This window comes from Kluyvera fluvialis, from assembly GCF_059725275.1.
In genome coordinates this window covers 669711-693047 of record NZ_AP046142.1, presented here as the reverse complement: position 1 = coordinate 693047, position 23337 = coordinate 669711, and the positions used below count along the sequence as shown (strand labels likewise).

Genomic DNA, 23337 nt, shown 5'->3' with positions numbered 1-23337 from the left:
GGGGTTCCTGAAGTTAATTAACGTTTTCCGCTGTGCAACCAGAATGGCTCAACTGACAAAGCCTCATTACGGAAATGTTCAATTTCAATGTGCTGACGCGTTTCGATGGCATGACGTAAGCCCTGCCAGTTCGCCAGCCAGGCCTGCGCTTGCTCGGCTGGGTAGTAACCCGCCAGCAGTTGTACGGTGTTGATATCACGCGTTAAACGCGGCAGTTGGTCGCCATAGGCATCGCCCAGCGGATACGCAAAAGTTGTGCGCAACTCAGCGGCCTGACGGGAGAGCTGAATATCAGCGAAGCGTTTATAGGAATCCGCCATTTTCGTCTCGGCCTTGGCGTCGAGGAACGCCAGCCAGGCGCGGGTAACCAGCCATTCGGTGAACTCTAACTTCACTTGCGCCGTCGTCAGGTTGAACACCGCATCATGTGCCGACATATCGCTGTTCATCAGTGCGTCGAGCTGGGTCAGGCCGTCGCGCAGACCCGCGCTAGCCTTGCGCGGAACAATACCACCGAACAGCGTCAGAATATGACGCACCAGCCCCAGGGCGTTAATCACTTCCACTTTGGCCTTTTTATTGCCACGCAGCCACAACTCCTCATGGTACTGCCAGTGAGCCAGCGCGTTTTCCAGCGCCACTTCCATAGCCTGACCAATCGTCGATTTCGGCGGCAGCGTTAAAATTGTCAGCGGTTTGATTTCACGTGGGAGGTTGCCCTGTGCCAAATGATAGCCGCACGCCGCTTTACTCAGGCTGCCCTGACGCAGCACACCGGTTTGCGCCAGTTGGCGAGCCAGCGCCAGCACGTCGGCCGTGTCGCCGCTCAGCAGCTCAAGCTCCAGTTCGCAAATGGCTTCCTGGTGCTCGCCTGCTTTAATCTCGCCCTGATCCAACGCGATCTCAATCTGGCTTTTACCCTGACTCACAACCCATTTTTCGCGATAAAAATCGGTGCTGAACAGCGGATTAACCTGCTCCGCTAGCCCTTCAGGCATTGCGCCGTTCGGCCAAACTTCGGCAGGCAGTTGGTCGAGCGCCAATTCCGCCGTGCTGATATCAATGTTGTATTCAGGACGCTGATGTAATCCACCGACGGTACGGCCAGCAATTTTCAGGGTCATTTCATAACGACCATCATTACCGCGAATACGCAGCCCCATATCATGACGACGCAGCCAATTGTCGGCAGTTTCGTAGTAGATATTCAGCAATTGTTCCGCAGGGGTATGCTCTGCATTCAGGGTATTGAGGTGGTTGCGCAGCGTTTCAACGCCAGCGCCATCGACGATAAATTTTAATTCGATTTCTTGAGCCATGACTAAATTCTTATGGTTTCGTTGCCCGGAAATACCTTTGTTGCGAACTAAAAGGTATTCTTTTTGTCAGTAGATAGTATTTTGCGACAAATTGCCATGCAATGCGCAATTTGTCCGGCAGACAGCTGATGTCTATTTTTCCTCCTGGAGGATTCTGATTGCCGCAGAATGCTTTGCGTCGTCAGACTGTTGCCACTACTATCGTCCCACTTTTATGACAAAAACGATGATCTGATGCCAAAATTACGCTTAATTGCCATTACTTTACTGACACTTACCGCTTCGACCTTCGCTCACGCCGATGAAAAGCGTTATGTCTCTGATGAATTGAATACATGGGTACGTAGCGGCCCGAGTGATAATTACCGTCTGGCAGGTACCATGAATGCTGGTGAAGAAGTCACTCTGTTGCAGACCAACGAAAGTACCCAATATGGTCAAGTGCGCGACAAAAATGGCCGTACTGCGTGGATCCCGCTGAAAGAGTTGACCGCGACGCCTAGCCTGCGCACTCGTGTTCCGGCGCTGGAAAACCAAGTCAAAACGCTGACCGACAAGCTGAACAATATCGACACCACCTGGAACCAGCGTACCGCAGAAATGCAGAAAAAGGTCGCTGAGAGCGATAGCGTGATTAATGGTTTAAAAAGTGAAAACCAGAAGCTTAAAAACGAGCTGATTATCGCGCAGAAGAAAGTTAACGCCGCTAACCTGCAACTGGATGACAAGCAGCGCACCATCATTATGCAGTGGTTTATGTATGGCGGTGGCGTGTTGGGTATCGGCCTGATTCTTGGTCTGGTCCTGCCGCACATCATCCCAAGCCGTAAGCGTAAAGACCGCTGGATGAACTAAGCCTTCTCGCGTTGTCTGCACTTCTTTCGTATCATTTATCTAAACAGTGATGGGGAGAAGTGTGGCGTGAAGAGTTATTTGGTCGGTGGGGCTGTTCGGGACGGGTTATTAGGCTTACCGGTCAAAGATAAAGATTGGGTGGTTGTCGGTGCGACGCCGCAGCAAATGCTCGACGCGGGCTACCAGCAGGTAGGCCGCGATTTTCCCGTGTTTTTACATCCTGACAGCCACGAAGAGTACGCCCTTGCGCGCACTGAGCGTAAATCCGGCTCCGGTTATACCGGTTTCACCTGTTACGCCGCGCCGGACGTCACACTCGAGCAAGACTTACTGCGACGGGACTTAACCGTCAACGCCCTGGCACAAGATGCCGACGGTACGATTATCGACCCGTACGGTGGCCGTGCCGACCTCCAGCAGCGCATTTTGCGCCATGTCTCCCCGGCTTTTGGTGAAGATCCGTTACGCGTTCTGCGCGTCGCGCGTTTCGCTGCCCGCTACGCTCACCTGAGCTTCCGTATTGCTGATGAAACGATGGCACTCATGCGCGAAATGACCGAGGCGGGCGAGTTGGCGCATCTGACGCCAGAGCGTGTATGGAAAGAGACTGAAAACGCGTTATCGACCCGTAACCCACAGGTTTTCTTCCAGACGCTACGCGACTGCGGTGCATTAAGCGTGTTATTCCCGGAAATTGACACGCTGTACGGCGTACCGGCTCCGGCGAAATGGCACCCTGAAATTGATACCGGCGTGCATACACTGATGACGTTGAGTATGGCGGCGATGCTCAGCCCGGCTATCGATATCCGTTTTGCCACACTGTGTCATGATTTAGGCAAAGGTCTGACGCCGAAAGAGTTTTGGCCTCACCATCACGGACACGGCCCGGCGGGTGTAAAGCTGGTTGAGCAACTGTGCCAACGGTTGAAAGTCCCGAATGAAATCCGCGAGCTGGCGAAACTGGTCGCCGAGTTTCACGATTTGATCCACACCTTGCCGATTCTCCAGCCCAAAACCATCATCAAGCTGTTCGACTCCATCGACGCCTGGCGTAAACCACAGCGCGTTGAGCAAATTGCGCTAACCAGCGAAGCGGACGTTCGGGGACGTACCCATTTTGAAGCCTGCGATTATCCGCAGGGGCGTTTGCTGCGCGAAGCCTGGGAGGCAGCCAAAACGGTGACGAACAAAGAAGTGATCGACGCCGGATTTAACGGGCCGCAGATTCGTGAGGAGCTAACACGCCGCCGTATTGCAGCGGTCACGAAGTGGAAGGAAAAACGTTGCCCTCAGCCGAAAGACTGAGGGCAGGACATCAGAAGAACACCACGTAAACCGCAGCCGCCACAATAAAGCGGTAGATAGCGAACGGGATGAATGAAATCTGTTTAATCAGTTGCAGGAAGGTTTTGATGGCAACCAGCGCCACCAGGAAGGCCATCACAAACCCAACGGCAAACATTGGGATGTCCGCTACGCTCAGGAAATGCCAGCTCTTATAGAGATCCAGCACGGTCGCGCCCATCATCATCGGCACGGCCAGCAGGAAGGAAAACTCCGATGCCGCATAACGACTCACGCCCATCAGCATACCGCCAGAAATCGTCGCCCCGGAGCGAGAAAAGCCCGGCCACAGCGCCAGGCACTGGAAGCAGCCGATAATAAACGCCTGACGATAGGTCATATCATCAACGCCCACCGCGCGCGGCGTTTTCGGCTTAAAACACTCTGCCGCAATCAGCAACAGACCGCCGACCACCAGGGCATACATCACGTTGACTGGGGTAAATAATGATTTAATCGCGTCGTGGAAAACCAGCCCCAGCACCACTGCCGGAATCATCCCCAGCAGGATATGAATCAGCGACAGGCGACCGCTGCCTTGCCCTTCATGTACCGGACGGCGACCAAAGTGGATTCCGATAAGGCCAAACAGGCGACGCCAGAACATCACCACCACCGCCGGAATCGAGCCTAGCTGGATAACCACTTCAAACGTTTTCGCCGTATCGCCTTCAAAACCCAGTAAATGGCCGACGATTATCATATGACCGGTACTGGATACGGGCAAAAACTCCGTCAATCCCTCGACCACACCCAGAATTGCCGCCACCAGCAGCGAGTGTATATCGTTCATTAAATAAACCCTTAAAAGTAAACAACAAAATAAACCCGGCTCTAAGACCGGTATAAATCATTTTGGTTTAAGTTATATGACCGCTAAATATTTTATTTCGGATTATGGCCACGCTCGATGATTACACCGACGTTAGCGGCCCGCGCTACCGCCCCTGGTTTACTGACCTTGATACGTACCCACGGAGAGTGGAAACGCGACATCAAGAGGTCGGCAATTTCTTCAGCTACGCGTTCAACTAACGCAAAACGGCTGCCCTCAACGTGCTTCACCACCGCATCGCTGATATCAGCATAGCTCAGGCAATCCGCCACATTGTCACTGGCAGCGGCTTTACGGTTGTCCCAGCCTAATTCGATATCGAACACCAGCTTCTGCTCAATGGTCTGTTCCCAGTCGTAAACACCGATAGTGGTGATTACCGAAAGTTGCTCTATAAATACAATATCCATCACGACCTGCTTGGTTTTAGGCTAAACCGGATACCACTTCCGGCGAATTATGCGTATTATCCACAGATGCAGAGAATACTTCGACATTTTCAAAATGGAACAGCGTTATGAGTGCAATCGAGCCTGGAATGATCCTCCTTGCCTACCTTTGCGGCTCAATCTCCAGCGCCATTCTGGTCTGCCGCATTGCGGGGTTACCTGACCCGCGCAACACTGGCTCTGGAAATCCAGGAGCCACAAATGTGCTACGCATTGGCGGCAAAAGCGCTGCTGTAGCCGTCTTGATCTTCGACATTCTGAAAGGGATGTTGCCCGTTTGGGGCGCTTATGCGCTTGGGCTTACGCCATTCTGGCTGGGGCTGGTCGCCATCGCCGCCTGCCTGGGCCATATCTGGCCGGTTTTCTTTGGTTTTCGCGGCGGCAAAGGGGTTGCCACGGCATTTGGTGCTATTGCACCTATTGGTTTGGATCTTACCGGCGTAATGGCGGGCACCTGGCTGCTGACCATTTTACTCAGCGGCTATTCATCACTGGGCGCTATCGTTAGCGCGCTGGTCGCACCGTTTTATGTGTGGTGGTTCAAACCCCAGTACACATTCCCGGTTTCCATGCTGTCGTGCCTGATTTTGCTGCGCCATCATGACAATATTCAGCGCCTGTGGCGACGTCAGGAAACCAAGATTTGGCTGCGGTTTAAGAAGAAAAAAGAAGAGAAGTAAGCGGTGTGCCGGATATTGCTAACGCTTATCCGGCCTACGTAAGCACAATTTTTTCAGCCGGATAAGGCGTAACCACCATCCGGCTGTTGCCATCACGCAGCAGGCAGTTCCGCCAGCGGCCAACGTGGGCGCACAGTCACTCCCAGGTCAGCATTGACCCCAGATTTAAAGCGCACCATTCCCGCATAGGCAATCATCGCCCCGTTATCGGTGCAGAATTCCGGCCGCGCATAGAACACTTCGCCACGACGTTTCTGCATCATTTCCGCCAGCTTCGCGCGCAAGGTACGGTTTGCACTCACGCCACCCGCCATCACCAGACGTTTAAAACCGGTTTGATCCAACGCGCGTTTGCATTTGATCATCAATGTATCCACCACGGCATCTTCAAACGCACGGGCGATATCAGCACGAGTCTGATCGTCGTTGCCGTTATTACGGATGGTGTTGGCGGCAAAGGTTTTCAGGCCGGAGAAGCTGAAATCAAGCCCCGGACGATCGGTCATCGGGCGTGGGAAAACAAAGCGCCCTTCGGTTCCCTGTGAGGCCAGCTTCGACAGCATCGGCCCGCCGGGATAATCCAGCCCCAGCAGCTTAGCGGTTTTATCAAACGCTTCACCGGCGGCATCGTCGATGGACTCGCCAAGCAACGTGTACTGACCGATTCCGGTCACGCTAATCAACTGGGTATGGCCACCGGAAACCAGCAGCGCCACAAACGGGTACTCTGGCGGGTTATCTTCCAGCATTGGCGCCAGGAGATGCCCTTCCATGTGATGCACCGGGATCGCCGGGACATCCCACGCAAACGCCAGCGAACGACCAACCGTAGCGCCAACCAGCAGCGCACCGACCAGACCTGGCCCTGCGGTGTAGGCAACGGCATCAATATCTTTCGCGGTCAGATTCGCCTCTTTTAACGCCGCCTGAATCAGCGGAACCGTTTTACGCACGTGGTCGCGCGATGCCAGTTCAGGCACGACACCGCCGTAGTCAGCGTGTAATTTCACCTGACTATACAGTTGGTTGGCTAACAGACCTTTTTCGTCATCATAAATCGCGATGCCGGTTTCATCGCAGGATGTTTCAATTCCCAGTACACGCATGGCTAGATTTACCTCGTTTCAATACCGCGCAGTGTAGGGTCTCTGACCCGCCTTGTAAAACATTGTTCGCCCCAGCAACCAGCCTCGTGTATACTCCTCACCCTTAAAAAGTCCATTTCAAAAACAGCGTCGGTGCTTTACAAAGCAGCAGTAGTTGCAGTAAAATTCCGCACCATTTTGAAATAAGCTGGCGCTGATGCCAGCAGCAAACCGATTTAATCAAAGGTGAGAGGCACATGCCGGTAATTAAAGTACGTGAAAACGAGCCGTTCGACGTAGCTCTGCGTCGCTTCAAGCGTTCCTGCGAAAAAGCAGGTGTTCTGGCGGAAGTTCGTCGTCGTGAATTCTATGAAAAACCGACTACCGAACGTAAGCGCGCTAAAGCTTCTGCAGTGAAACGTCACGCGAAGAAACTGGCTCGCGAAAACGCACGCCGTACTCGTCTGTACTAATCTGTTGAGAGCACAGGCTCTCAACAGTCAGACCGAGTAGTAGTTGCAAGGCCGTGCTTCCGAAAGGAATGCGCGGCTTGTTTTCGTTTATACGCTGTGAATTCTTCTAAGAGAAAACGCACGTATACAAGTCATCAAAATAAACGGGGCTTATGGCTGGACGAATCCCACGCGTATTTATCAATGACCTGCTGGCTCGCACCGACATCATCGATCTCATCGATGCACGAGTGAAGCTAAAAAAACAGGGCAAAAATTATCATGCGTGCTGTCCGTTCCATAACGAGAAAACCCCCTCTTTTACCGTAAACGGTGAAAAGCAGTTTTATCACTGCTTCGGCTGCGGCGCGCACGGCAATGCCATCGACTTTTTAATGAACTACGACAAGCTCGAGTTCGTTGAAACCGTTGAAGAACTGGCGGCCATGCACAATCTTGAAGTGCCGTACGAAGCCGGAACAGGCCTTAGCCAGATAGAACGCCATCAACGGCAAAATCTCTATCAGCTAATGGAGGGGTTGAATGATTTTTATCAGCAATCCTTCGCTCAACCTATTGCCGAGCCTGCACGCCAGTACCTGGAGCAACGCGGCCTAAGTGCCGAGATTGTCCAGCGTTTTGCTATTGGCTTTGCACCGCCGGGCTGGGATAACGCATTAAAACGTTTCGGCGGAAATGTTGACAACAGAAAGCTGTTGCTCGATGCCGGAATGCTGGTCAATAACGACCAGGGTAGGACCTACGATCGTTTCCGCAATCGCGTGATGTTCCCGATTCGCGACAAACGAGGCCGGGTAATTGGGTTTGGTGGGCGTGTGCTGGGTAATGATACGCCGAAATACCTGAACTCACCGGAAACCGATATTTTCCATAAGGGCCGCCAGTTGTATGGCCTTTATGAAGCCCAGCAGCACAACGCTGAACCACCGCGACTGCTGGTTGTCGAAGGATATATGGATGTCGTCGCCCTGGCGCAATACGGGATTAACTATGCCGTTGCCTCGCTAGGTACATCGACCACGGCAGATCACATCCATATGTTATTCCGAGCGACAAACAACGTTATTTGCTGTTACGACGGCGACCGCGCAGGCCGCGATGCGGCATGGCGAGCGCTGGAAACCGCAATGCCTTACATGACTGATGGTCGTCAGCTACGCTTTATGTTCCTGCCAGACGGTGAAGACCCGGATACGCTGGTACGTAAAGAGGGTAAAGAGGCTTTTGAAGCACGGATGGAGCACGCACAACCGCTCTCCGTCTTCTTATTTAACAGCCTGTTGCCGCAGGTTGACCTGAGTACGCCTGATGGCAGTACCCAGCTCGCCGCACTGGCGCTGCCGCTGATAAGCCAGGTGCCTGGCGATGCGCACCGCATTCAGTTGCGCCAAACGCTGGGCCTGAAGCTGGGTATATTCGACGACGCCGCGCTAGACCGTTTAATGCCAAAACAGGCAGAAAGTGGGGTCGTACGGCCAACTCAACAGCTAAAACGCACGACCATGCGTATACTAATAGGGTTACTGGTACAAAACCCCGATCTCGCGCCGTTGGTTCCACCACTGGCCGGGCTTGATGCGAAAAAAATGCCAGGACTTGGCTTATTTACGGAGCTGGTGAATCGCTGTTTGTCCCAGCCCGGTCTGACCACTGGTCAACTTTTAGAGCAATATCGCGGAACGAATGAAGCTGCAACCCTTGAAAAACTGTCGATGTGGGACGATATAGCAGATAAGGAAATTGCAGAAAAAACCTTCACCGACTCGCTCAACCATATGTTTGATTCGTTGCTTGTCCTGCGACAAGAAGAGTTGATAGCTCGCGATCGCACACACGGTCTAAGCAGCGAAGAACGCCGGGAACTCTGGACGCTGAACCAGGAGCTGGCAAGAAAATGAATTTAACGGCTTAACTGCCGAATATCGATCGGGAAGACCCCGACAGCCGCACCGAGGCGCAGCGGCACGAATATAAGTACGCCCTCGCTTTAAATGTCGGCGGTTCGTTCGCCGACCGACACCAATCAAATGAATTAAGTGTGGATACCGTCTTATGGAGCAAAACCCGCAGTCACAGCTCAAGCTTCTTGTCCAACGTGGTAAAGAGCAAGGCTATCTGACCTATGCCGAGGTCAATGACCATCTGCCGGAAGATATCGTCGATTCCGATCAAATCGAAGACATCATCCAAATGATCAACGACATGGGCATTCAGGTGATGGAAGAAGCGCCGGATGCCGATGATCTGTTGCTGGCTGAAACCTCCAACAACACTGATGAAGACGCAGAAGAAGCGGCTGCACAGGTTCTGTCCAGCGTGGAATCTGAAATCGGGCGTACAACCGACCCGGTGCGCATGTACATGCGCGAAATGGGTACTGTAGAACTGCTGACCCGCGAAGGCGAAATCGACATCGCCAAGCGTATTGAAGACGGGATTAACCAGGTACAGTGCTCCGTTGCTGAATACCCGGAAGCCATTACCTATCTGCTGGAACAGTACGACCGCGTCGAAGCGGAAGAAGCTCGTCTGTCCGACTTGATCACTGGTTTTGTCGATCCAAACGCCGAAGAAGACATGGCTCCAACCGCGACACACGTCGGTTCTGAGCTGTCTCAGGAAGAGTTGGACGATGACGACGATGATGAAGACGAAGACAGCGACGACAGCAGCGACGACGACAACAGCATCGACCCAGAACTGGCGCGCGAGAAATTCGCTGAGCTGCGTACGCAGTATGAAGTGACCCGCGACACCATCAAAGCCAAAGGTCGTAGCCACGCTGCCGCTCAGGAAGAGATCCTGAAACTGTCTGAAGTCTTCAAACAGTTCCGTCTGGTGCCGAAACAGTTCGACTACCTGGTTAGCAGTATGCGTACCATGATGGATCGCGTGCGTACCCAGGAACGTCTCATCATGAAGATGTGCGTTGAACAGTGCAAAATGCCGAAGAAGAACTTCATCACGCTGTTCACCGGCAACGAAACCAGCGAAACCTGGTTCAACGCGGCTATCGCGATGAACAAGCCGTGGTCTGAAAAGCTCCACGACGTGAAAGAAGATGTTCAGCGCAGCCTGCAAAAACTGCAACAGATTGAAGAAGAAACCGGCCTGACCATCGAGCAGGTTAAAGATATCAACCGTCGTATGTCCATCGGTGAAGCGAAAGCCCGCCGTGCGAAAAAAGAGATGGTTGAAGCAAACTTACGTCTGGTTATTTCTATCGCTAAGAAATACACCAACCGTGGTCTGCAATTCCTTGACCTGATCCAAGAAGGTAACATCGGCCTGATGAAGGCGGTTGATAAGTTTGAATACCGTCGTGGTTATAAGTTCTCGACTTACGCCACCTGGTGGATCCGTCAGGCAATCACCCGCTCTATCGCAGATCAGGCGCGCACCATCCGTATTCCGGTGCATATGATTGAGACTATCAACAAGCTCAACCGTATCTCCCGCCAGATGCTGCAAGAGATGGGCCGTGAGCCGACGCCGGAAGAACTGGCTGAGCGTATGCTGATGCCGGAAGATAAAATCCGTAAGGTGCTGAAAATCGCCAAAGAGCCAATCTCTATGGAAACGCCTATCGGCGACGATGAAGATTCGCATCTGGGTGATTTCATCGAGGATACCACCCTCGAGCTGCCGCTGGACTCTGCAACCACCGAGAGCCTGCGTGCGGCAACGCACGACGTGCTGGCTGGCCTGACCGCCCGTGAAGCAAAAGTTCTGCGTATGCGTTTCGGTATCGATATGAACACCGACCACACGCTGGAAGAAGTGGGTAAACAGTTCGACGTTACCCGTGAACGTATTCGTCAGATTGAAGCGAAGGCACTGCGTAAACTGCGCCACCCAAGCCGCTCTGAAGTACTGCGTAGCTTCCTGGACGATTAATCGCCCCGGCAAACGTAAAAAAGCTCCCATCGGGAGCTTTTTTTATGCCTGCGATTTATCTCTTCAAATCAAACGCTAAATCCTACAACCCACGCGCTTTCAGCGCCTCGTCCACTTCCCGGTAGGCCTCGACCAGCTTATCGGTGGTAATGCGGCTTAGCCCACTTGGGTTGGGCAACACCCAAACTTCAGTGTCGCCAATCATAAACGTCTGCTTTCCCCACACCGCGCCACGTTGCCCCAGACCGCGTTCATAAGCCTGCTTCCCTAAGACGGCCAGAACCTTCGGTTTGTAGCGTTCAACCTTCTCAATCAGCGCCAGGCCGCCGCTACGCAGCTCCTGCACGCTAACCTCGCTGGCCTGCACCGTCGGGCGTTCAACCAGCTTGGTCACGCCACAGTGAAAATCGAGCATCTGCTCTGCGTCTTCTGGCTTCAGTTGATGGTCGGTAAACCCAGCGAGGTGCAGCACTTTCCAGAATCGATTTGCCGGATGGGCAAAGGGATAGCCCAGAGATGAAGATGACAGCCCGGGGTTAATACCGCAGAACAACACCCTCAGCCCCGTATCAATAATATCCTTAACCATAATATCCTCGGCCTATACATCGTCTGACGATTATAACGAATTGAAAATACATTGTTTATAAAAACAGCATGTGCGCGCTAATTGCTGGATTGCCGTCGCTTGTTACTTTATAATCCTCGCCTACTTGGCCCCTTAGCTCAGTGGTTAGAGCAGGCGACTCATAATCGCTTGGTCGTTGGTTCAAACCCAACAGGGGCCACCAAATTCTGGATTCAAGTCATATAATTAAGCCATCCTTTACCGGGTGGCTTTTTTACATTCACGCCCTGAGTGGCGATCAAACAGCGATCTCTTCTATGTTCAGTAAATATGCTTGTGCCCTTCTTTTACTTTCAATGTCTACCGCTGCGTTTGCAACGACTTCAAAAGAGTATGCCCTGGCCGGTGTTAATGCTGTCACGGCAGTAATGTGCTTATCCGATTTGCAGAATTATCCCCCTGAGAAAAAAGCACAAGAGTCCGGCCGAATGGACGAGCTGATGTCGACTTTTCTAAGAGATGGTCATCTCTTTATCGAGGGGGCAAAAGGCGGGAAGATCGATAAGGAAGATATGCGCAAATATGTGCCCGTCGTGTTACACAACACCGATGGCCTACAGATTTCCAATGATTTTTATCTCGGACGCGTCTTTCAGATTTTGTCGTCAGCAGCGTTTAATCAGCTTGCCGATGGAATGGATAGTTTTTCTAAAACCTTTGCGCAAGAACTCGCGGAGAAAGCATCCAGCGCCTATAACAACGCCAACTGTGTGCTGATTAAGTAACCCTGACCAGCCCCACCAAAAACATCAAGGGCTTATGTACAAACATAGGCCCTTAGTCTTATTTAGCGTGGTGATTGTTTAACCTACACTAGCGCTTTGAGTTCTTCGCGCATGTACTCTGAAAAGTACTCTGGATCTTTGATAACAACGCGTTCGCCGGAGCTCATTTTTTCCGCCCAGCCAACCATTTTTTGTGTGAATTCAGGGTTCCATCCCTCTGAAGTGCCTCGTGCAGTGATAGCTTCGGCGCTCACTGGCACACCCAATTCGTTCAAATATTTGAAGATCCCCTTCGCCGTGCTTTCGTCCATAGATTGCGGCGTTGACGCTGACGTGTTCATGCCGCCAATGAAGTCTAGTGCTTTCTCAATTACTGCTGGCATATTCTCGTCCTTAAAATTATCCATACGATCATCAAGCCTATATATGACATTAAATTGCTCTCAATATCAAAGAGATTGTCACAATTCCTCATCTAAAAGCACCTGTCATACAAAAGTCCACGGCCTTTCTGATGAAGAAATAAGGCAAACGCTAAGCAGCAAAATAGTGTCGTGACTGATTGATTATAGCTAATCCCTTCTCAGCAAAATGCCTGACACGTGACACGGTTCACACTTCTCTCATGGGCAAAAAAAACCGGCGCATCATGCGCCGGCTTTTCAAACGTAGAACGCGTTAAGCGTTAGCCGTCGGCTTCTGTTCAGGTTTAGATTGGCTGTTCTCCAGCATCCGGCGAATTGGCACAATCAGCACACACAGCACAGCGGCGCAAATCAGCAATGCGATGGAGCAGCGAGCAAACAGGTCAGGCAGCATATCTAACTGGTCGGCCTTTACGTGGCCGCCAATCAAGCCTGCCGCCAGGTTACCCAGCGCACTGGCGCAGAACCACAGCCCCATCATCTGGCCACGCATTCTCTCTGGTGCCAGCAGGGTCATGGTCGCCAGACCAATCGGGCTAAGGCACAGCTCACCCAGCGTCAGCATCAGGATGCTGCCCACCAGCCACATTGGCGAAACGCCTGCGCCACCGTTGCTCAGCACGTTTTGAGCCGCCAGCATCATCAGGCCAAAACCGGCAGCGGCAAACAAGATACCAATAACGAATTTAGTGATGCTACTCAGGCGGACGTTTTTACGCGCCAGCGCAGGCCACGCCCAGCTAAAGACAGGAGCCAACAGAATGATAAACAAGGCGTTAATCGACTGGAACCAGACTGCCGGAATCTCAAAATCACCGATCATACGCTGGGTATAGTCGTTCGCGAACAGGTTAAACGAGGTTGGTTTTTGCTCAAATGCCGACCAGAAGAATGCGGCGGAAACCAGCAGGATAAAGCAAACCAGCAGACGCGCGCGCTCTTTGCGGTTCATCCCGGCAAAAGCGAACAGATAGATAAAGTACAGCGCCACCGAGGCAGCAATCACGTACACCAGCATACTGGCTACCGCGACAGGGTTAATCACAATGATGCCCTGCGCAATCAGCACAACAACCACTGCCACACCGACGGCCAGCGCCAGCAACCATGCCCCTACACCGTTTTTCTTCACCACAGGGCTATTCCAGGTTGAATCCAGCCCTACTTCGCTGTCGTAGCGTTTCATCGCTGGTACAGCAAAGAAGCGGAAGATAATCAGCGCGACCAGCATACCAATCCCACCGATACCAAAGCCCCAGTGCCACCCGTGCGATTTAATCAGCCAGCCGGAAATCAACGGCGCGATAAACGAGCCCATGTTGATGCCCATATAAAACAGCGAAAAACCGCCGTCACGGCGCGCGTCGCCTTTTTTATACAGAGTACCGACCATGACCGAGATACAGGTTTTGAACAAACCCGAACCCAGCACGATAAACATCAGGCCGATAAAGAACAGTGTGTCACCCATAAAGGCAGACAGCGCAATCGACAAGTGCCCCAGCGCTATCAGTATCGAGCCATACCACACGGCCTTTTGCTGGCCGAGCCAGTTATCCGCCAGCCAACCGCCCGGCAGCGCCGCCAGGTACATTGTGCCAGCAAAGATGCCAACAATCGCCGAAGCATTTTCACGCGCCAGCCCCATGCCGCCGTCATAAACCGTCGCCGCCATAAACAGAATCAGTAAAGGGCGGATGCCGTAAAACGAGAATCGCTCCCACATTTCAGTGAAGAACAGCGACCCCAGCGGATAAGGGTGGCCGAAAAAGGTTCGGCTTTCGTTTTTATTAACAGAGGAATGCATAGTTTCTCCAGAAAAGCTGCGCCGAAACGCATGTAAGTTGTGTAAGCGGGCTAACCATTTTTTAATTTTGTCGATGTTTTACATCTGACGCGGTATTTTTTAACCATTTGATAACCAGATTCTGGTTGTGTCTAGCCCTTGACCCGACCTTTTTAGACGAAAATTCGACAAACATCTACTTTTAAAGATTTTGCATTGGTAAAAAAGAAAAGGTGATTGACATCATATAATTACGATGAATGATAATTTAATTTTTATAAAACAATGAGTTATCAAAACCAAAACGTGCGGAGTTAGCGCAAAACAATCGCTAATATAGGGATATAAAAAGTGTGGAAAATACGGCATTCACATAACTAATGCGAGGAAACATCGATAAATGCCGTATAGGGGGAATCGCTGGGGTTTAGTACGGTATCTTACTTTGTATGCCAGTATGCGCTTGTCCGTACCAGTTGAGAATCAAACGCCTCGGTAATAAAACCATCGCTGAGCGTTTTTACCACCTTGCCCTCACCGGTTAGCCAAATGAAATAGTCAGACTGCGGCACGGAAAGCTGTGCCAAACGCGCGGCAACGGCGGCGGCATCATAGCGGGTAAACCATTCAATATTGAAGCCATCAAACCCAGCCAGATACGCTTTATCCGCATCATCTCGCACCATCACTAATGCCGTCACCTGCGGGCGCAGAGCCTGCGCATTCAACGCCTCCAGACGGCGACGTAACGCGGGCATCCCGGTTTCATCACAAACGTAAAGCTGCCAGGCGTAATCTTCCGGCACAACCAGCGAACCACGTGGGCCGCCAATCATTAGCGTATCACCCGCTTTCGCCTCCATCGCCCAACGGCTTGCCACACCGCCGTCGTGGATGAAAAAGTCGTAGGCCAGTTCATGACGTTCAGCATTATACAGCGGCGTATAGTCACGCGACTGAGGGCGAACCCCCTCCCCCCAAACGATGCCTTCATCCGTCACCGTCGGCGGCGTGATTTTAGCGCCGTCCTGCGGGAAAAAGAGTTTGGTGTGATCGTCAAAGCCGCGCGAGCTAAAACCGTCCAGAGCATCGCCACCCAAAACCACTCGCTGGAAAACGTCGCCAATGCGCTCCACGCGCAGCACGGTCAGTTCACGAAAACGGAGTTCATTGCGCACACGCTGTGGGTACTTGTTATCTTTCATCTGCGTCTCTCACAAATAGATATATCTAAAATCATTGCAAATGATAATGATTGCTAATTGATAAGAATGCAAGATCTTTTTACGATATAGCGACACCACCGCATTGAAGCTACTCACCCAAAAAATAAAAACTTATATTTCAACATAATAAAAATATTACGATTTTCGATATTGCTAAAGATACAACATTAGATATAGATTAGATATATCTAAACAACGATAAGGACAACATCATGAGATCGTTCTCTGATCCAGAACATTGCGGTCATGGTCATCGCGGTGGGCGCGGCGGTTGTGAGCACCGTGGCGAAGGCCACGGCGGCGGTCGTCGTCAGCGTTTTTTCGGCCACGGTGAGCTGCGCCTGGTTATTCTCAACATTCTGAAGGACAACGCCAGCCACGGTTACGAGCTGATTAAAGCCATCGAAGCCTTAACCCAGGGCAACTACAGCCCAAGCCCAGGCGTTATCTATCCAACGCTGGACTTGCTGCAAGACCAGGGCTTAATCACCGTTCAGGAAGAAGACGGGGGGCGCAAGAAAATCGAAATTACCGCCGAAGGCAGCCAGACGCTGGAAGAAAACCAGGAGCACATGGCGCATATCCAGGCCAGGCTGAAAGCCCGTATGGTTGGACATGAGTTGCGGAAAAACCCGCAGATGAAGCGTGCATTAGATAACTTTAAAGCAGTGCTGGACTTAAAGGTTAACCAGGAAGCTCTCAGCGACGCGCAGCTTAAACAGATTATCGGCGTTATCGACCGCGCGGCGCTGGAGATTTCTCAGCTGGATTAATGCAGCACCGTCACCGCATCCTGAAGCAGACTGGCACGGTGTTTGACCATCGCCGAAACATTGGCGCTTTCCGCCACCAGCCCGGCGTTTTTCTGGGTGATTTCCTCCAGTGTTGTTACGGCTCGCGTTAAATCAGCCAGCCCGGTGGCCTGCTCAGCGGTTGACAGGCTAATCTGCGCAATCAGTTGGGTGACATTCTGCACCTGCGACACAATGTCATCCATCGTGCGCCCTGCCGCGTGTACTTGCTCAGAACCCGACTGCACGTTGTTGGCGCTGGCCTCAATCAACTGACGAATTTCGTTGGCAGCGGTGGCGCTGCGGCTGGCTAAATGGCGCACCTCACCGGCGACCACGGCAAAACCTCGCCCTTGCTCACCTGCGCGCGCGGCTTCTACCGCCGCATTCAGTGCCAGAATATTGGTCTGGAAAGCGATATCGTTAATCAGAGTGGTAATCGAGCCAATGCGCTGCGTGCTGTCGGCAATGTCTTCCATGGTTTGTACCACCCGATGCATCGCTTGTCCGCCCTGCGCTGCCGCGCCGCTGGCGGCGAGAGACAGTTTATCGGCCTGCGCCGCCGTTTGTGAATTATTCTGCACCGACACCGCCATTTGGTTCATGGTCGCCACCGTTTGCTGCACGTTATCGACGGTTTCCTGGGTGCGTTGGTTCAAATCTTCATTGCCGCGCGCCAGCGCGTCACTGCCGCTACTGACGCTGGAAACCTGCGTGGAGACATCGTTGATAAGCCAGCGACACATCAATCCAAGCTGGCCGACAGACCGCAGCATCAGCCCCAGTTCATCGCCACGGTCAAGATGATCAACGCTATTGCGCTCACCGGTCGCCACACGGAGCGCCTGCCGCGTCACGTTTTCTATCGGCCGGACAATCTGCCATTCAAATATCCACGTCGCTAATAGCAATGGCAGCGCCGCAACCAGCACGCTGGTAACAGAAACATTTGCGGCCAACAGCGTTGCCGCCAATAGCAGATACATCCCCAGCATCACGCCTCTGGTTCGCCAGCGCAGTGGCATCGCCGACATCCGGCCCCACCAGCGTTTGCTAATCACGCGCCCTTTATACAGCCGCTTGCTGCTTCTCTCTTCCCGCAGCGCCTGATACAGCGGTTCTACTGCCGCCACCTCTTCTGCCGTCGCCCTGGTACGAATAGACATGTAACCGATAGTTTTACCATTACGCACCTGAGGGATAGCGTTCGCGCGTACCCAGTAACAGCCGCCGCCTTTCGGGCGGTTTTTCACGATACCGGTCCACGGCTCACCCTGTTTCAGCGTGTGCCACATATCGGCGAATGCCGCTTTTGGCATATCAGAGTGGCGCACCATATTGTGCGGTTTAGCCAGCATTTCATCACGGCTATAGCCACTGATCTTCACAAAGTCGTCATTGACATGGGTGATATAGCTATCGAGATCGGTGGTGGACATGAGGGTGGTATGATCGTCCAGCAAAGACTCCTGCTGGTTTTCGTCGGACGAAGTAGACATACGGACATCCTTTTCAAGTCGGGAAGAAAATGCTTTTCAATTGTTATATCGGATGGAATTTAATTAACATTAATTGTTAAATATGCGTTAGATCGCAAAATTGATAAAAGGCCTACTTTTCACAAGGCGCCGCCGCCTGCACAACCATGATGCAATCCAGCCCTTTTCTGAAGCACCCTGCGTTGTCACCCGCCAAACCCAGTACCTCGCTGGACGATTAAATATTGTACACACGCCGGTTCCCCAGCCGTTTATCCCGATTTTCTCCGCCGATGCTGAAGTGGCGTAATCCCTGCAATACTTAAAGCAGTATCGTGTGATACGTCAGCCCAGGAGCATATTTTGAACAGATTACCTTCCAGCGCATCGGCTCTGGCCTGTAGCGCACATGCACTAAACCTCATTGAGAAGCGCACGCTTGACCATGAGGAGATGAAAGCACTTAACCAGGAGGTCAGAGAATACTTTAAAGAACATGTGAATCCGGGGTTTTTAGAGTATCGAAAATCTGTAACAGCCGGTGGGGATTACGGAGCCGTAGAGTGGCAGGCGGGAGGGTTAAATACGCTTGTAGACACCCAGGGCCAGGAATTTCTGGATTGCCTGGGCGGCTTTGGTATTTTCAACGTGGGGCACCGTAATCCAGTGGTGGTTTCCGCCGTACAGAATCAACTTAAAAAACAACCGCTTCACAGCCAGGAACTCCTCGACCCGTTACGCGCAATGTTAGCGAAAACGCTGGCAGCTCTCACGCCGGGTAAGCTGAAATACAGCTTCTTTAGCAACAGCGGTACGGAATCCGTCGAGGCGGCAATTAAGCTCGCCAAAGCGTATCAGTCACCACGTGGCAAATTTACCTTTGTTGCCACCAGCGGCGCGTTCCACGGGAAATCGCTCGGCGCATTATCGGCCACGGCGAAAGCGACGTTCCGCAAACCGTTTATGCCGCTGCTGCCAGGGTTCCGTCATGTGCCATTCGGTAATATCGACGCCATGCGAACCCTGCTGAGCGAATGCCAGAAAACCGGCGATGACGTTGCAGCCGTGATCCTTGAGCCTATTCAGGGCGAAGGGGGCGTTATTCTGCCGCCACAAGGCTATTTGCCCGCCGTACGTAAGCTGTGTGATGAGTTTGGCGCGTTGCTTATTTTTGATGAAGTTCAAACGGGTATGGGGCGCACCGGTAGAATGTTTGCCTGCGAGCATGAAAATGTGCAGCCAGATATTCTATGCCTAGCCAAAGCGCTCGGCGGCGGGGTGATGCCGATTGGCGCAACTATCGCCACCGAGGAAGTATTCTCGGTGCTGTTTGATAACCCATTCCTGCACACCACCACCTTCGGCGGTAATCCGTTAGCCTGCGCTGCCGCGCTGGCAACCATCAACGTGTTGCTAACCGAGAATCTGCCCGCGCAGGCGGCGCAGAAAGGTGACATCTTGCTGGATGGCTTCCGCAGTCTGGCGCGAGAATACCCGGATCTTGTACGGGAAACCCGTGGTAAAGGGATGTTGATGGCCATTGAGTTTGTCGATAATGAAATCGGCTACGACTTTGCCAGCGAGATGTTCCGCCAGCACGTATTGGTGGCCGGTACGCTCAACAACGCCAAAACCATTCGCATCGAACCACCGTTAACCCTAACGATGGAACAATGCGAACAAGTGCTGAAAGCGACGCGTAAAGCGCTGGCAGCCCTGCGCATTAGCCAGCAACAAGTGGCTATCGAGCAGTAAATCCACGCCCCTACAGCCATGTGGGGGGGCGTTCTTATTGCTGAATGGCGGCAAATGGTGATGCCATCTCCAGCCACTGAACCTCGCAATCACTGGTGCCACAAAACAAACGATAGCGGCCCTGTTCATCTCGCCACAGCCCCGCCGGAAAGACGACATCGCGTAAATCCACACGCTTGCTTTCGCCCATCAGAAAATCATCCCGACAGGCGATCACTTCCATCGCAGAGCTGGTTCCACGCCTGTAATCAAAACAGAAACGCGCGGCGTAGTAATGGCGATAGCCGTATTGATCAAAACAAGCCACATGCGCGAGTACGCCAACCTCACCCGACGGCAAGACATGCGCTTCGTTAACCCCGCACCAGCAGGTGTGATCGACATGCGAAATCAACGTTGCCCGCGCAATCGTCTGTTCGTTCAGTTCTTCTAACCGCGAAATGATAGTCCAACCAATAGTACCAAGCCCTCCAGGTTCTCCCTGTGGGCGGGTGAACACTAAAATGCGGTTATCCGGCAGTTGAACCAGGCGGATATCTTTCATTCCCCACGGCCCCGTTGCCAGTGGCTGCAACGCACCGATAGACGGCCCAACGAAAAACTGCGTTCGCCAGCATAACGCCGCTCCTCCGGGTGTGGCGGCAACTTCAACCCCGCCAAACAGCAGTTGCCCGTCTATCTGGCTAATAAACGGGTCTTGCAGGTCAAAACCAGGCATTTCCGTAAGTAACGTGGCGCTGTTACCGCCATCCCAGGCAAAAAAGCGCGCCTTTGAAAACTCACTTTCGCGCGCCTCTACGCGTGCGGCGATGCACCAGCGCCCCTCGTTTTGAAAAGGGGCGCTGGGGTTATAAACATCTAACCCTTCCACGCCGTGAAAAACGATCTTTCCCCGGCTAACGGGTCGGGAGTGCGCCCGGTAACGCCGATAAAGCGCTTCGACGCTATCGCGCATTATGCCAACCCCAAATGCTGCCACAGTGCCTCTAACGGCAACGTCGCCAGTGCGGTGCACTCATCCGCTGCGCCATACCACACATGCAGAGTGTCGTTGCGGACCAACGCCCCGCAGGTAAAGACGACATTGCCAAAAAAGCCTTCTTTTTCATAAGGGGCGGTCGGCTCAAGCAGCGGCACTGGCGACTTGGCGAGAATTTTTAGCGGATCGTTAAGATCCAGCAGCAGCGCCCCCAGGCAATACCGCTGATCGGCATCCACACCGTGGTAAATCTCCAGCCAACCACGCGATGTTTTAATCAGCGGCGCACCGCCTCCGGATTTTCGACAATCCCACTCATCGCCTGAGCGCCCCAGCAAATGGCGGTGATTCCCCCAGTGCAGCATATCGGGAGACTCGCAGACCCAAATTTCGGGATGACCGAAGTGGCACGGTGCGGGGCGGGTCAAGGCCATGTAACGCCCGCCAATTTTCTCCGGGAAGAAGCAAACATCGCGATTATCGGGACAAAGAATCAGCCCTTGTTTCTCGACGCTGATAAAGTCGCGCGTGGTTGCCAACGCCGTGGTAATGCCCAGAGAAGAGACTGCGGAATAGTTGATGTACCAGCAATCATCAATCTGCGTGATACGCGCATCTTCGCAGCCAAATTCTTCATAGCGGCTATCCGCAATGATGAACGGCTGGGTATCGATAGTGAAATGAACGCCGTCCGGGCTGCGCGCCAGGCGCAGATGCGACATAGACGTTAACCAGACTTGCGCAGGATCGCTTTTTAAGACGATGGTGCGAGGGTCGCTAAAATCATAGCGCGGGTCATTACGCTCGAACGTTTTTGTCGCCTGTCGCCAGCAGCCTTCATGCTCCTCCAGCAGCGGCACGACAATATGTTGAGCGGAGTCGCTCGCCATGCTTTCCGCCACACGCAACAGCAGGATTATCTCGCCGTTGTACTCCGTCACACCGGCATTAAAAACGCATTCGACTTTCCGCCCCGGCAGCGAAGGCACAACATCTTTCGGGGTAATCAGCGGGTTATTACTGTGTCTGTCCATGAACTGTCCTTTTGATCAGAATTTGATTTTTACCAAGCCATTGACTGTCCTGTCCGTACAGCACATCAGCGACAATCGCTCGCCAGGGGTTCTGCACGGGTGAACCAAAATTGATAGCGACCCAGACGCGCTCGTTTGCGGTCGCTCGCATAAACCACACGCACCACTGCGTCAGCGCCAACAGGCCGGAGTCACCTTCGCGTAGCGCGGCGGTTTTCTCTCGCAAAGCAATCAGCGTTTGATACTGTCGCCACAGTGAGCCAGCGGCCTGCATTTGCTGTTCGGCGTTGAGCTGCGGATAGTCTTCACTAACGGGCATCCAGGGCGCGACGGCAGAAAAACCGGCAAACGGCGCATTGCACCAGAGCAGCGGCGCGCGCGAGGCATCGCGGGAATGCGCAATCGCCTGGGTTAACGCCTGAAGTTCATCGGCGCCTTGTTGCAAAGCGGTTTGATAATGCGTTCTCCCCTGGATATCGAAAATCTGCGCCACAGTTTTAGGCTGGTAATTCGTCATCCCCAGCTCCTCGCCCTGGAAGATAAACGGCACGCCGCGTACGGTCAGTTGCAGCGCTAACACTGCCAGCGCACGCTCGGTATCACGTGGCCCTTCGCCAAAACGGCTGATCATGCGCGGCATGTCGTGGCTGGAAAAAAACAGCGTCGGTAGGCCAGATTGCTGACTCTGGGTGGCATTAATCTCATCGCACAGCCGCGAAATATCGAAACTCTTTTGGCTGCCTATATTGAAGTTAAACACCACATCCATCAGTTCGGTGCTTTGATAACGCGCCAGCACGGCCAGCTCGTCACTGCCAATTTCACCAACCAGAAAGGCATCTCCAGACTGGCGAACGTAGTGACACAACCGCTGTAATGTCGCCATCAGGCTCGGCTGGTTGACGTCAAATTCATGGTGCTGTTCACCGTCGACTTCCGGGTTGTCGGGGCCGATGCCGTCAGTACTCAGAAAGTTGATCACGTCAAAGCGAAAGCCATCCACGCCCTGCGCCTTCCAGAAATCAATAACCCGGTAGATTTCCTGCTCGACCTGTGGGTTCGCCCAGTTCAGGTCAACCTGTTGAGGGGCAAATTTGTGATAATAATATTCACCGGTATCTGGCTCTGCGCTCCAGGCGCTGCCGGAAAAAAACGACTGCCAGTTATTGGGCCGCTGGGTAAACAGGAAGTAGTCACGGTAGCGGCTTGCCGGATTATTCCACGCATCGCGAAACCAGGGATGCTGCGACGAAACATGGTTCACGACCAGGTCGATAATCACGCGGATCCCGCATTCGTGGCAGCGTTCAACCACCGCACGAAAGTCAGCCAGAGTGCCAAAACGCGCATCGACGGCACAGTAGTCGCTGATGTCATAGCCGTTATCAACCATCGGCGATGGGTAAAACGGCGTTATCCAAATGGCGCCAATGCCCAGCGCCTGTAAATAGTCCACCTTCGATAGCAGGCCGGGAAAATCCCCCAGCCCATCGCCGTTGCCATCGCAAAACGAGGGCAGATAAATTTGGTAGCAGGTGCTCGTCTGCCACCAGGATTGATTGCTCACTGC

21 protein-coding genes and 1 tRNA gene are annotated in these 23337 nt (G+C 52.9%); 10 read left to right on the top strand and 12 right to left on the bottom strand.

All coding sequences use genetic code 11. The features are described from left to right. Positions 1–17: 17 nt before the first annotated feature. Positions 18–1319 (bottom strand): CYTH domain-containing protein, encoded by a 1302-nt coding sequence (locus tag AC6I4B_RS03385; protein ID WP_497769606.1) that lies wholly within the window; start codon positions 1317–1319, stop codon positions 18–20. Positions 1320–1553: 234 nt separating this feature from the next. On the opposite strand from AC6I4B_RS03385, the gene AC6I4B_RS03380 reads away from it, so the two are divergent. Next, positions 1554–2174 (top strand): TIGR04211 family SH3 domain-containing protein, encoded by a 621-nt coding sequence (locus AC6I4B_RS03380; RefSeq protein ID WP_497769604.1) that lies wholly within the window; start codon positions 1554–1556, stop codon positions 2172–2174. A 66-nt stretch (positions 2175–2240) separates the two neighbouring features. Continuing rightward, a complete protein-coding gene (locus tag AC6I4B_RS03375) occupies positions 2241–3482 on the top strand; it encodes a multifunctional CCA addition/repair protein (RefSeq protein WP_497769602.1) in 1242 nt (413 codons plus the stop codon). 10 nt (positions 3483–3492) lie between these two features. On the opposite strand, the gene bacA is transcribed toward AC6I4B_RS03375, so the two are convergent. After that, positions 3493–4314, bottom strand: coding sequence for an undecaprenyl-diphosphate phosphatase (gene bacA / locus AC6I4B_RS03370; RefSeq protein ID WP_497769601.1), 822 nt, complete (start codon positions 4312–4314; stop codon positions 3493–3495). Positions 4315–4406: 92 nt separating this feature from the next. Further along, positions 4407–4766 (bottom strand): bifunctional dihydroneopterin aldolase/7,8-dihydroneopterin epimerase, encoded by a 360-nt coding sequence (folB, locus tag AC6I4B_RS03365; protein WP_497769599.1) that lies wholly within the window; start codon positions 4764–4766, stop codon positions 4407–4409. Between the two features lie 107 nt (positions 4767–4873). Here folB and plsY point away from each other — a divergent pair, with 107 nt between their 5' ends. Then, the gene (gene plsY / locus AC6I4B_RS03360; RefSeq protein ID WP_497769598.1) at positions 4874–5485 is read left to right on the top strand and encodes a glycerol-3-phosphate 1-O-acyltransferase PlsY; all 612 of its coding nucleotides are present in this window, start codon (positions 4874–4876) and stop codon (positions 5483–5485) included. A gap of 92 nt (positions 5486–5577) precedes the next feature. On the opposite strand, the gene tsaD is transcribed toward plsY, so the two are convergent. Continuing rightward, positions 5578–6591, bottom strand: a complete 1014-nt coding sequence (gene tsaD, locus AC6I4B_RS03355) for a tRNA (adenosine(37)-N6)-threonylcarbamoyltransferase complex transferase subunit TsaD (RefSeq protein ID WP_497769596.1) — start codon at positions 6589–6591, stop codon at positions 5578–5580. 236 nt (positions 6592–6827) lie between these two features. Here tsaD and rpsU point away from each other — a divergent pair, with 236 nt between their 5' ends. The 3 genes from rpsU (at position 6828) to rpoD (ending at position 10940) form a co-directional block, all read left to right on the top strand. Next, positions 6828–7043 carry a 30S ribosomal protein S21 gene (gene rpsU / locus AC6I4B_RS03350; protein ID WP_001144069.1) on the top strand — a complete coding sequence of 72 codons (216 nt, stop codon included), beginning with the start codon at positions 6828–6830 and terminating at the stop codon, positions 7041–7043. 152 nt (positions 7044–7195) lie between these two features. Continuing rightward, on the top strand, positions 7196–8941 hold the full coding sequence (gene dnaG / locus AC6I4B_RS03345; RefSeq protein WP_497769595.1) for a DNA primase: 1746 nt from the start codon (positions 7196–7198) through the stop codon (positions 8939–8941). Between the two features lie 154 nt (positions 8942–9095). Continuing rightward, positions 9096–10940 carry an RNA polymerase sigma factor RpoD gene (gene rpoD / locus AC6I4B_RS03340; RefSeq protein WP_497769593.1) on the top strand — a complete coding sequence of 615 codons (1845 nt, stop codon included), beginning with the start codon at positions 9096–9098 and terminating at the stop codon, positions 10938–10940. An 82-nt stretch (positions 10941–11022) separates the two neighbouring features. Here rpoD and mug read toward each other — a convergent pair whose 3' ends face one another. Further along, positions 11023–11529, bottom strand: coding sequence for a G/U mismatch-specific DNA glycosylase (mug, locus tag AC6I4B_RS03335; protein ID WP_497769592.1), 507 nt, complete (start codon positions 11527–11529; stop codon positions 11023–11025). 126 nt (positions 11530–11655) lie between these two features. Between mug and AC6I4B_RS03330 the strand changes: the two genes are divergently transcribed. Together AC6I4B_RS03330 and AC6I4B_RS03325 are read left to right on the top strand one after the other, a co-directional pair. After that, positions 11656–11731: transfer RNA gene (locus AC6I4B_RS03330), tRNA-Ile, on the top strand. Between the two features lie 94 nt (positions 11732–11825). After that, a complete protein-coding gene (locus AC6I4B_RS03325; RefSeq protein ID WP_497769591.1) occupies positions 11826–12293 on the top strand; it encodes a hypothetical protein in 468 nt (155 codons plus the stop codon). Between the two features lie 83 nt (positions 12294–12376). Here the strand turns inward: AC6I4B_RS03325 and AC6I4B_RS03320 are convergent, their stop codons facing one another. From AC6I4B_RS03320 to AC6I4B_RS03310, 3 genes are all read right to left on the bottom strand, one after another. Next, a complete protein-coding gene (locus AC6I4B_RS03320; RefSeq protein ID WP_497769590.1) occupies positions 12377–12676 on the bottom strand; it encodes a DUF1889 family protein in 300 nt (99 codons plus the stop codon). Positions 12677–12971: 295 nt separating this feature from the next. Continuing rightward, positions 12972–14525, bottom strand: a complete 1554-nt coding sequence (locus AC6I4B_RS03315; protein WP_497769588.1) for a peptide MFS transporter — start codon at positions 14523–14525, stop codon at positions 12972–12974. A 419-nt stretch (positions 14526–14944) separates the two neighbouring features. Then, positions 14945–15709, bottom strand: a complete 765-nt coding sequence (locus AC6I4B_RS03310) for a siderophore-interacting protein (RefSeq protein ID WP_497769586.1) — start codon at positions 15707–15709, stop codon at positions 14945–14947. Positions 15710–15942: 233 nt separating this feature from the next. Here AC6I4B_RS03310 and AC6I4B_RS03305 point away from each other — a divergent pair, with 233 nt between their 5' ends. Continuing rightward, entirely contained in the window at positions 15943–16503 is a 561-nt protein-coding gene (locus AC6I4B_RS03305; protein WP_497769585.1) for a PadR family transcriptional regulator, read from the top strand. Here AC6I4B_RS03305 and AC6I4B_RS03300 read toward each other — a convergent pair. Further along, positions 16500–18020 (bottom strand): methyl-accepting chemotaxis protein, encoded by a 1521-nt coding sequence (locus tag AC6I4B_RS03300; RefSeq protein WP_497769583.1) that lies wholly within the window; start codon positions 18018–18020, stop codon positions 16500–16502. The genes AC6I4B_RS03305 and AC6I4B_RS03300 overlap by 4 nt on opposite strands. Positions 18021–18362: 342 nt before the next feature. On the opposite strand from AC6I4B_RS03300, the gene ygjG reads away from it, so the two are divergent. Then, positions 18363–19754 (top strand): putrescine aminotransferase, encoded by a 1392-nt coding sequence (gene ygjG / locus AC6I4B_RS03295; RefSeq protein ID WP_497769581.1) that lies wholly within the window; start codon positions 18363–18365, stop codon positions 19752–19754. Positions 19755–19788: 34 nt separating this feature from the next. Here ygjG and AC6I4B_RS03290 read toward each other — a convergent pair whose 3' ends face one another. Genes AC6I4B_RS03290 through AC6I4B_RS03280 form a run of 3 tightly spaced genes read right to left on the bottom strand, consistent with a single transcriptional unit; the run spans position 19789 to position 23334 of the window. Further along, positions 19789–20709: a DUF1861 family protein gene (locus tag AC6I4B_RS03290; RefSeq protein WP_497769579.1), complete on the bottom strand. Its 921-nt coding sequence runs from the start codon at positions 20707–20709 to the stop codon at positions 19789–19791. Continuing rightward, positions 20709–21767, bottom strand: a complete 1059-nt coding sequence (locus AC6I4B_RS03285) for a glycoside hydrolase family 130 protein (protein ID WP_497769578.1) — start codon at positions 21765–21767, stop codon at positions 20709–20711. Before AC6I4B_RS03285 ends, AC6I4B_RS03290 begins: the two co-directional genes overlap by 1 nt. Next, positions 21751–23334 carry an alpha-glucosidase gene (locus tag AC6I4B_RS03280; protein WP_497769576.1) on the bottom strand — a complete coding sequence of 528 codons (1584 nt, stop codon included), beginning with the start codon at positions 23332–23334 and terminating at the stop codon, positions 21751–21753. The genes AC6I4B_RS03285 and AC6I4B_RS03280 overlap by 17 nt, the downstream gene beginning before the upstream one ends. Between the last annotated feature and the right edge of the window lie 3 nt (positions 23335–23337).

What these genes read in the sequence shown, in the direction of transcription:
- AC6I4B_RS03385 (WP_497769606.1), bottom strand. Translation starts at nt 1,319, where the DNA reads ATGGCTCAAGAAATCGAATTAAAATTTATCGTCGATGGCGCTGGCGTT.
- rpsU (WP_001144069.1), top strand. Translation starts at nt 6,828, where the DNA reads ATGCCGGTAATTAAAGTACGTGAAAACGAGCCGTTCGACGTAGCTCTG.
- AC6I4B_RS03320 (WP_497769590.1), bottom strand. Translation starts at nt 12,676, where the DNA reads ATGCCAGCAGTAATTGAGAAAGCACTAGACTTCATTGGCGGCATGAAC.
- mug (WP_497769592.1), bottom strand. Translation starts at nt 11,529, where the DNA reads ATGGTTAAGGATATTATTGATACGGGGCTGAGGGTGTTGTTCTGCGGT.
- AC6I4B_RS03325 (WP_497769591.1), top strand. Translation starts at nt 11,826, where the DNA reads ATGTTCAGTAAATATGCTTGTGCCCTTCTTTTACTTTCAATGTCTACC.
- dnaG (WP_497769595.1), top strand. Translation starts at nt 7,196, where the DNA reads ATGGCTGGACGAATCCCACGCGTATTTATCAATGACCTGCTGGCTCGC.
- plsY (WP_497769598.1), top strand. Translation starts at nt 4,874, where the DNA reads ATGAGTGCAATCGAGCCTGGAATGATCCTCCTTGCCTACCTTTGCGGC.
- AC6I4B_RS03305 (WP_497769585.1), top strand. Translation starts at nt 15,943, where the DNA reads ATGAGATCGTTCTCTGATCCAGAACATTGCGGTCATGGTCATCGCGGT.
- folB (WP_497769599.1), bottom strand. Translation starts at nt 4,766, where the DNA reads ATGGATATTGTATTTATAGAGCAACTTTCGGTAATCACCACTATCGGT.
- bacA (WP_497769601.1), bottom strand. Translation starts at nt 4,314, where the DNA reads ATGAACGATATACACTCGCTGCTGGTGGCGGCAATTCTGGGTGTGGTC.
- AC6I4B_RS03300 (WP_497769583.1), bottom strand. Translation starts at nt 18,020, where the DNA reads ATGTCTACTTCGTCCGACGAAAACCAGCAGGAGTCTTTGCTGGACGAT.
- AC6I4B_RS03310 (WP_497769586.1), bottom strand. Translation starts at nt 15,709, where the DNA reads ATGAAAGATAACAAGTACCCACAGCGTGTGCGCAATGAACTCCGTTTT.
- AC6I4B_RS03285 (WP_497769578.1), bottom strand. Translation starts at nt 21,767, where the DNA reads ATGGACAGACACAGTAATAACCCGCTGATTACCCCGAAAGATGTTGTG.
- AC6I4B_RS03380 (WP_497769604.1), top strand. Translation starts at nt 1,554, where the DNA reads ATGCCAAAATTACGCTTAATTGCCATTACTTTACTGACACTTACCGCT.
- AC6I4B_RS03290 (WP_497769579.1), bottom strand. Translation starts at nt 20,709, where the DNA reads ATGCGCGATAGCGTCGAAGCGCTTTATCGGCGTTACCGGGCGCACTCC.
- rpoD (WP_497769593.1), top strand. Translation starts at nt 9,096, where the DNA reads ATGGAGCAAAACCCGCAGTCACAGCTCAAGCTTCTTGTCCAACGTGGT.
- tsaD (WP_497769596.1), bottom strand. Translation starts at nt 6,591, where the DNA reads ATGCGTGTACTGGGAATTGAAACATCCTGCGATGAAACCGGCATCGCG.
- AC6I4B_RS03315 (WP_497769588.1), bottom strand. Translation starts at nt 14,525, where the DNA reads ATGCATTCCTCTGTTAATAAAAACGAAAGCCGAACCTTTTTCGGCCAC.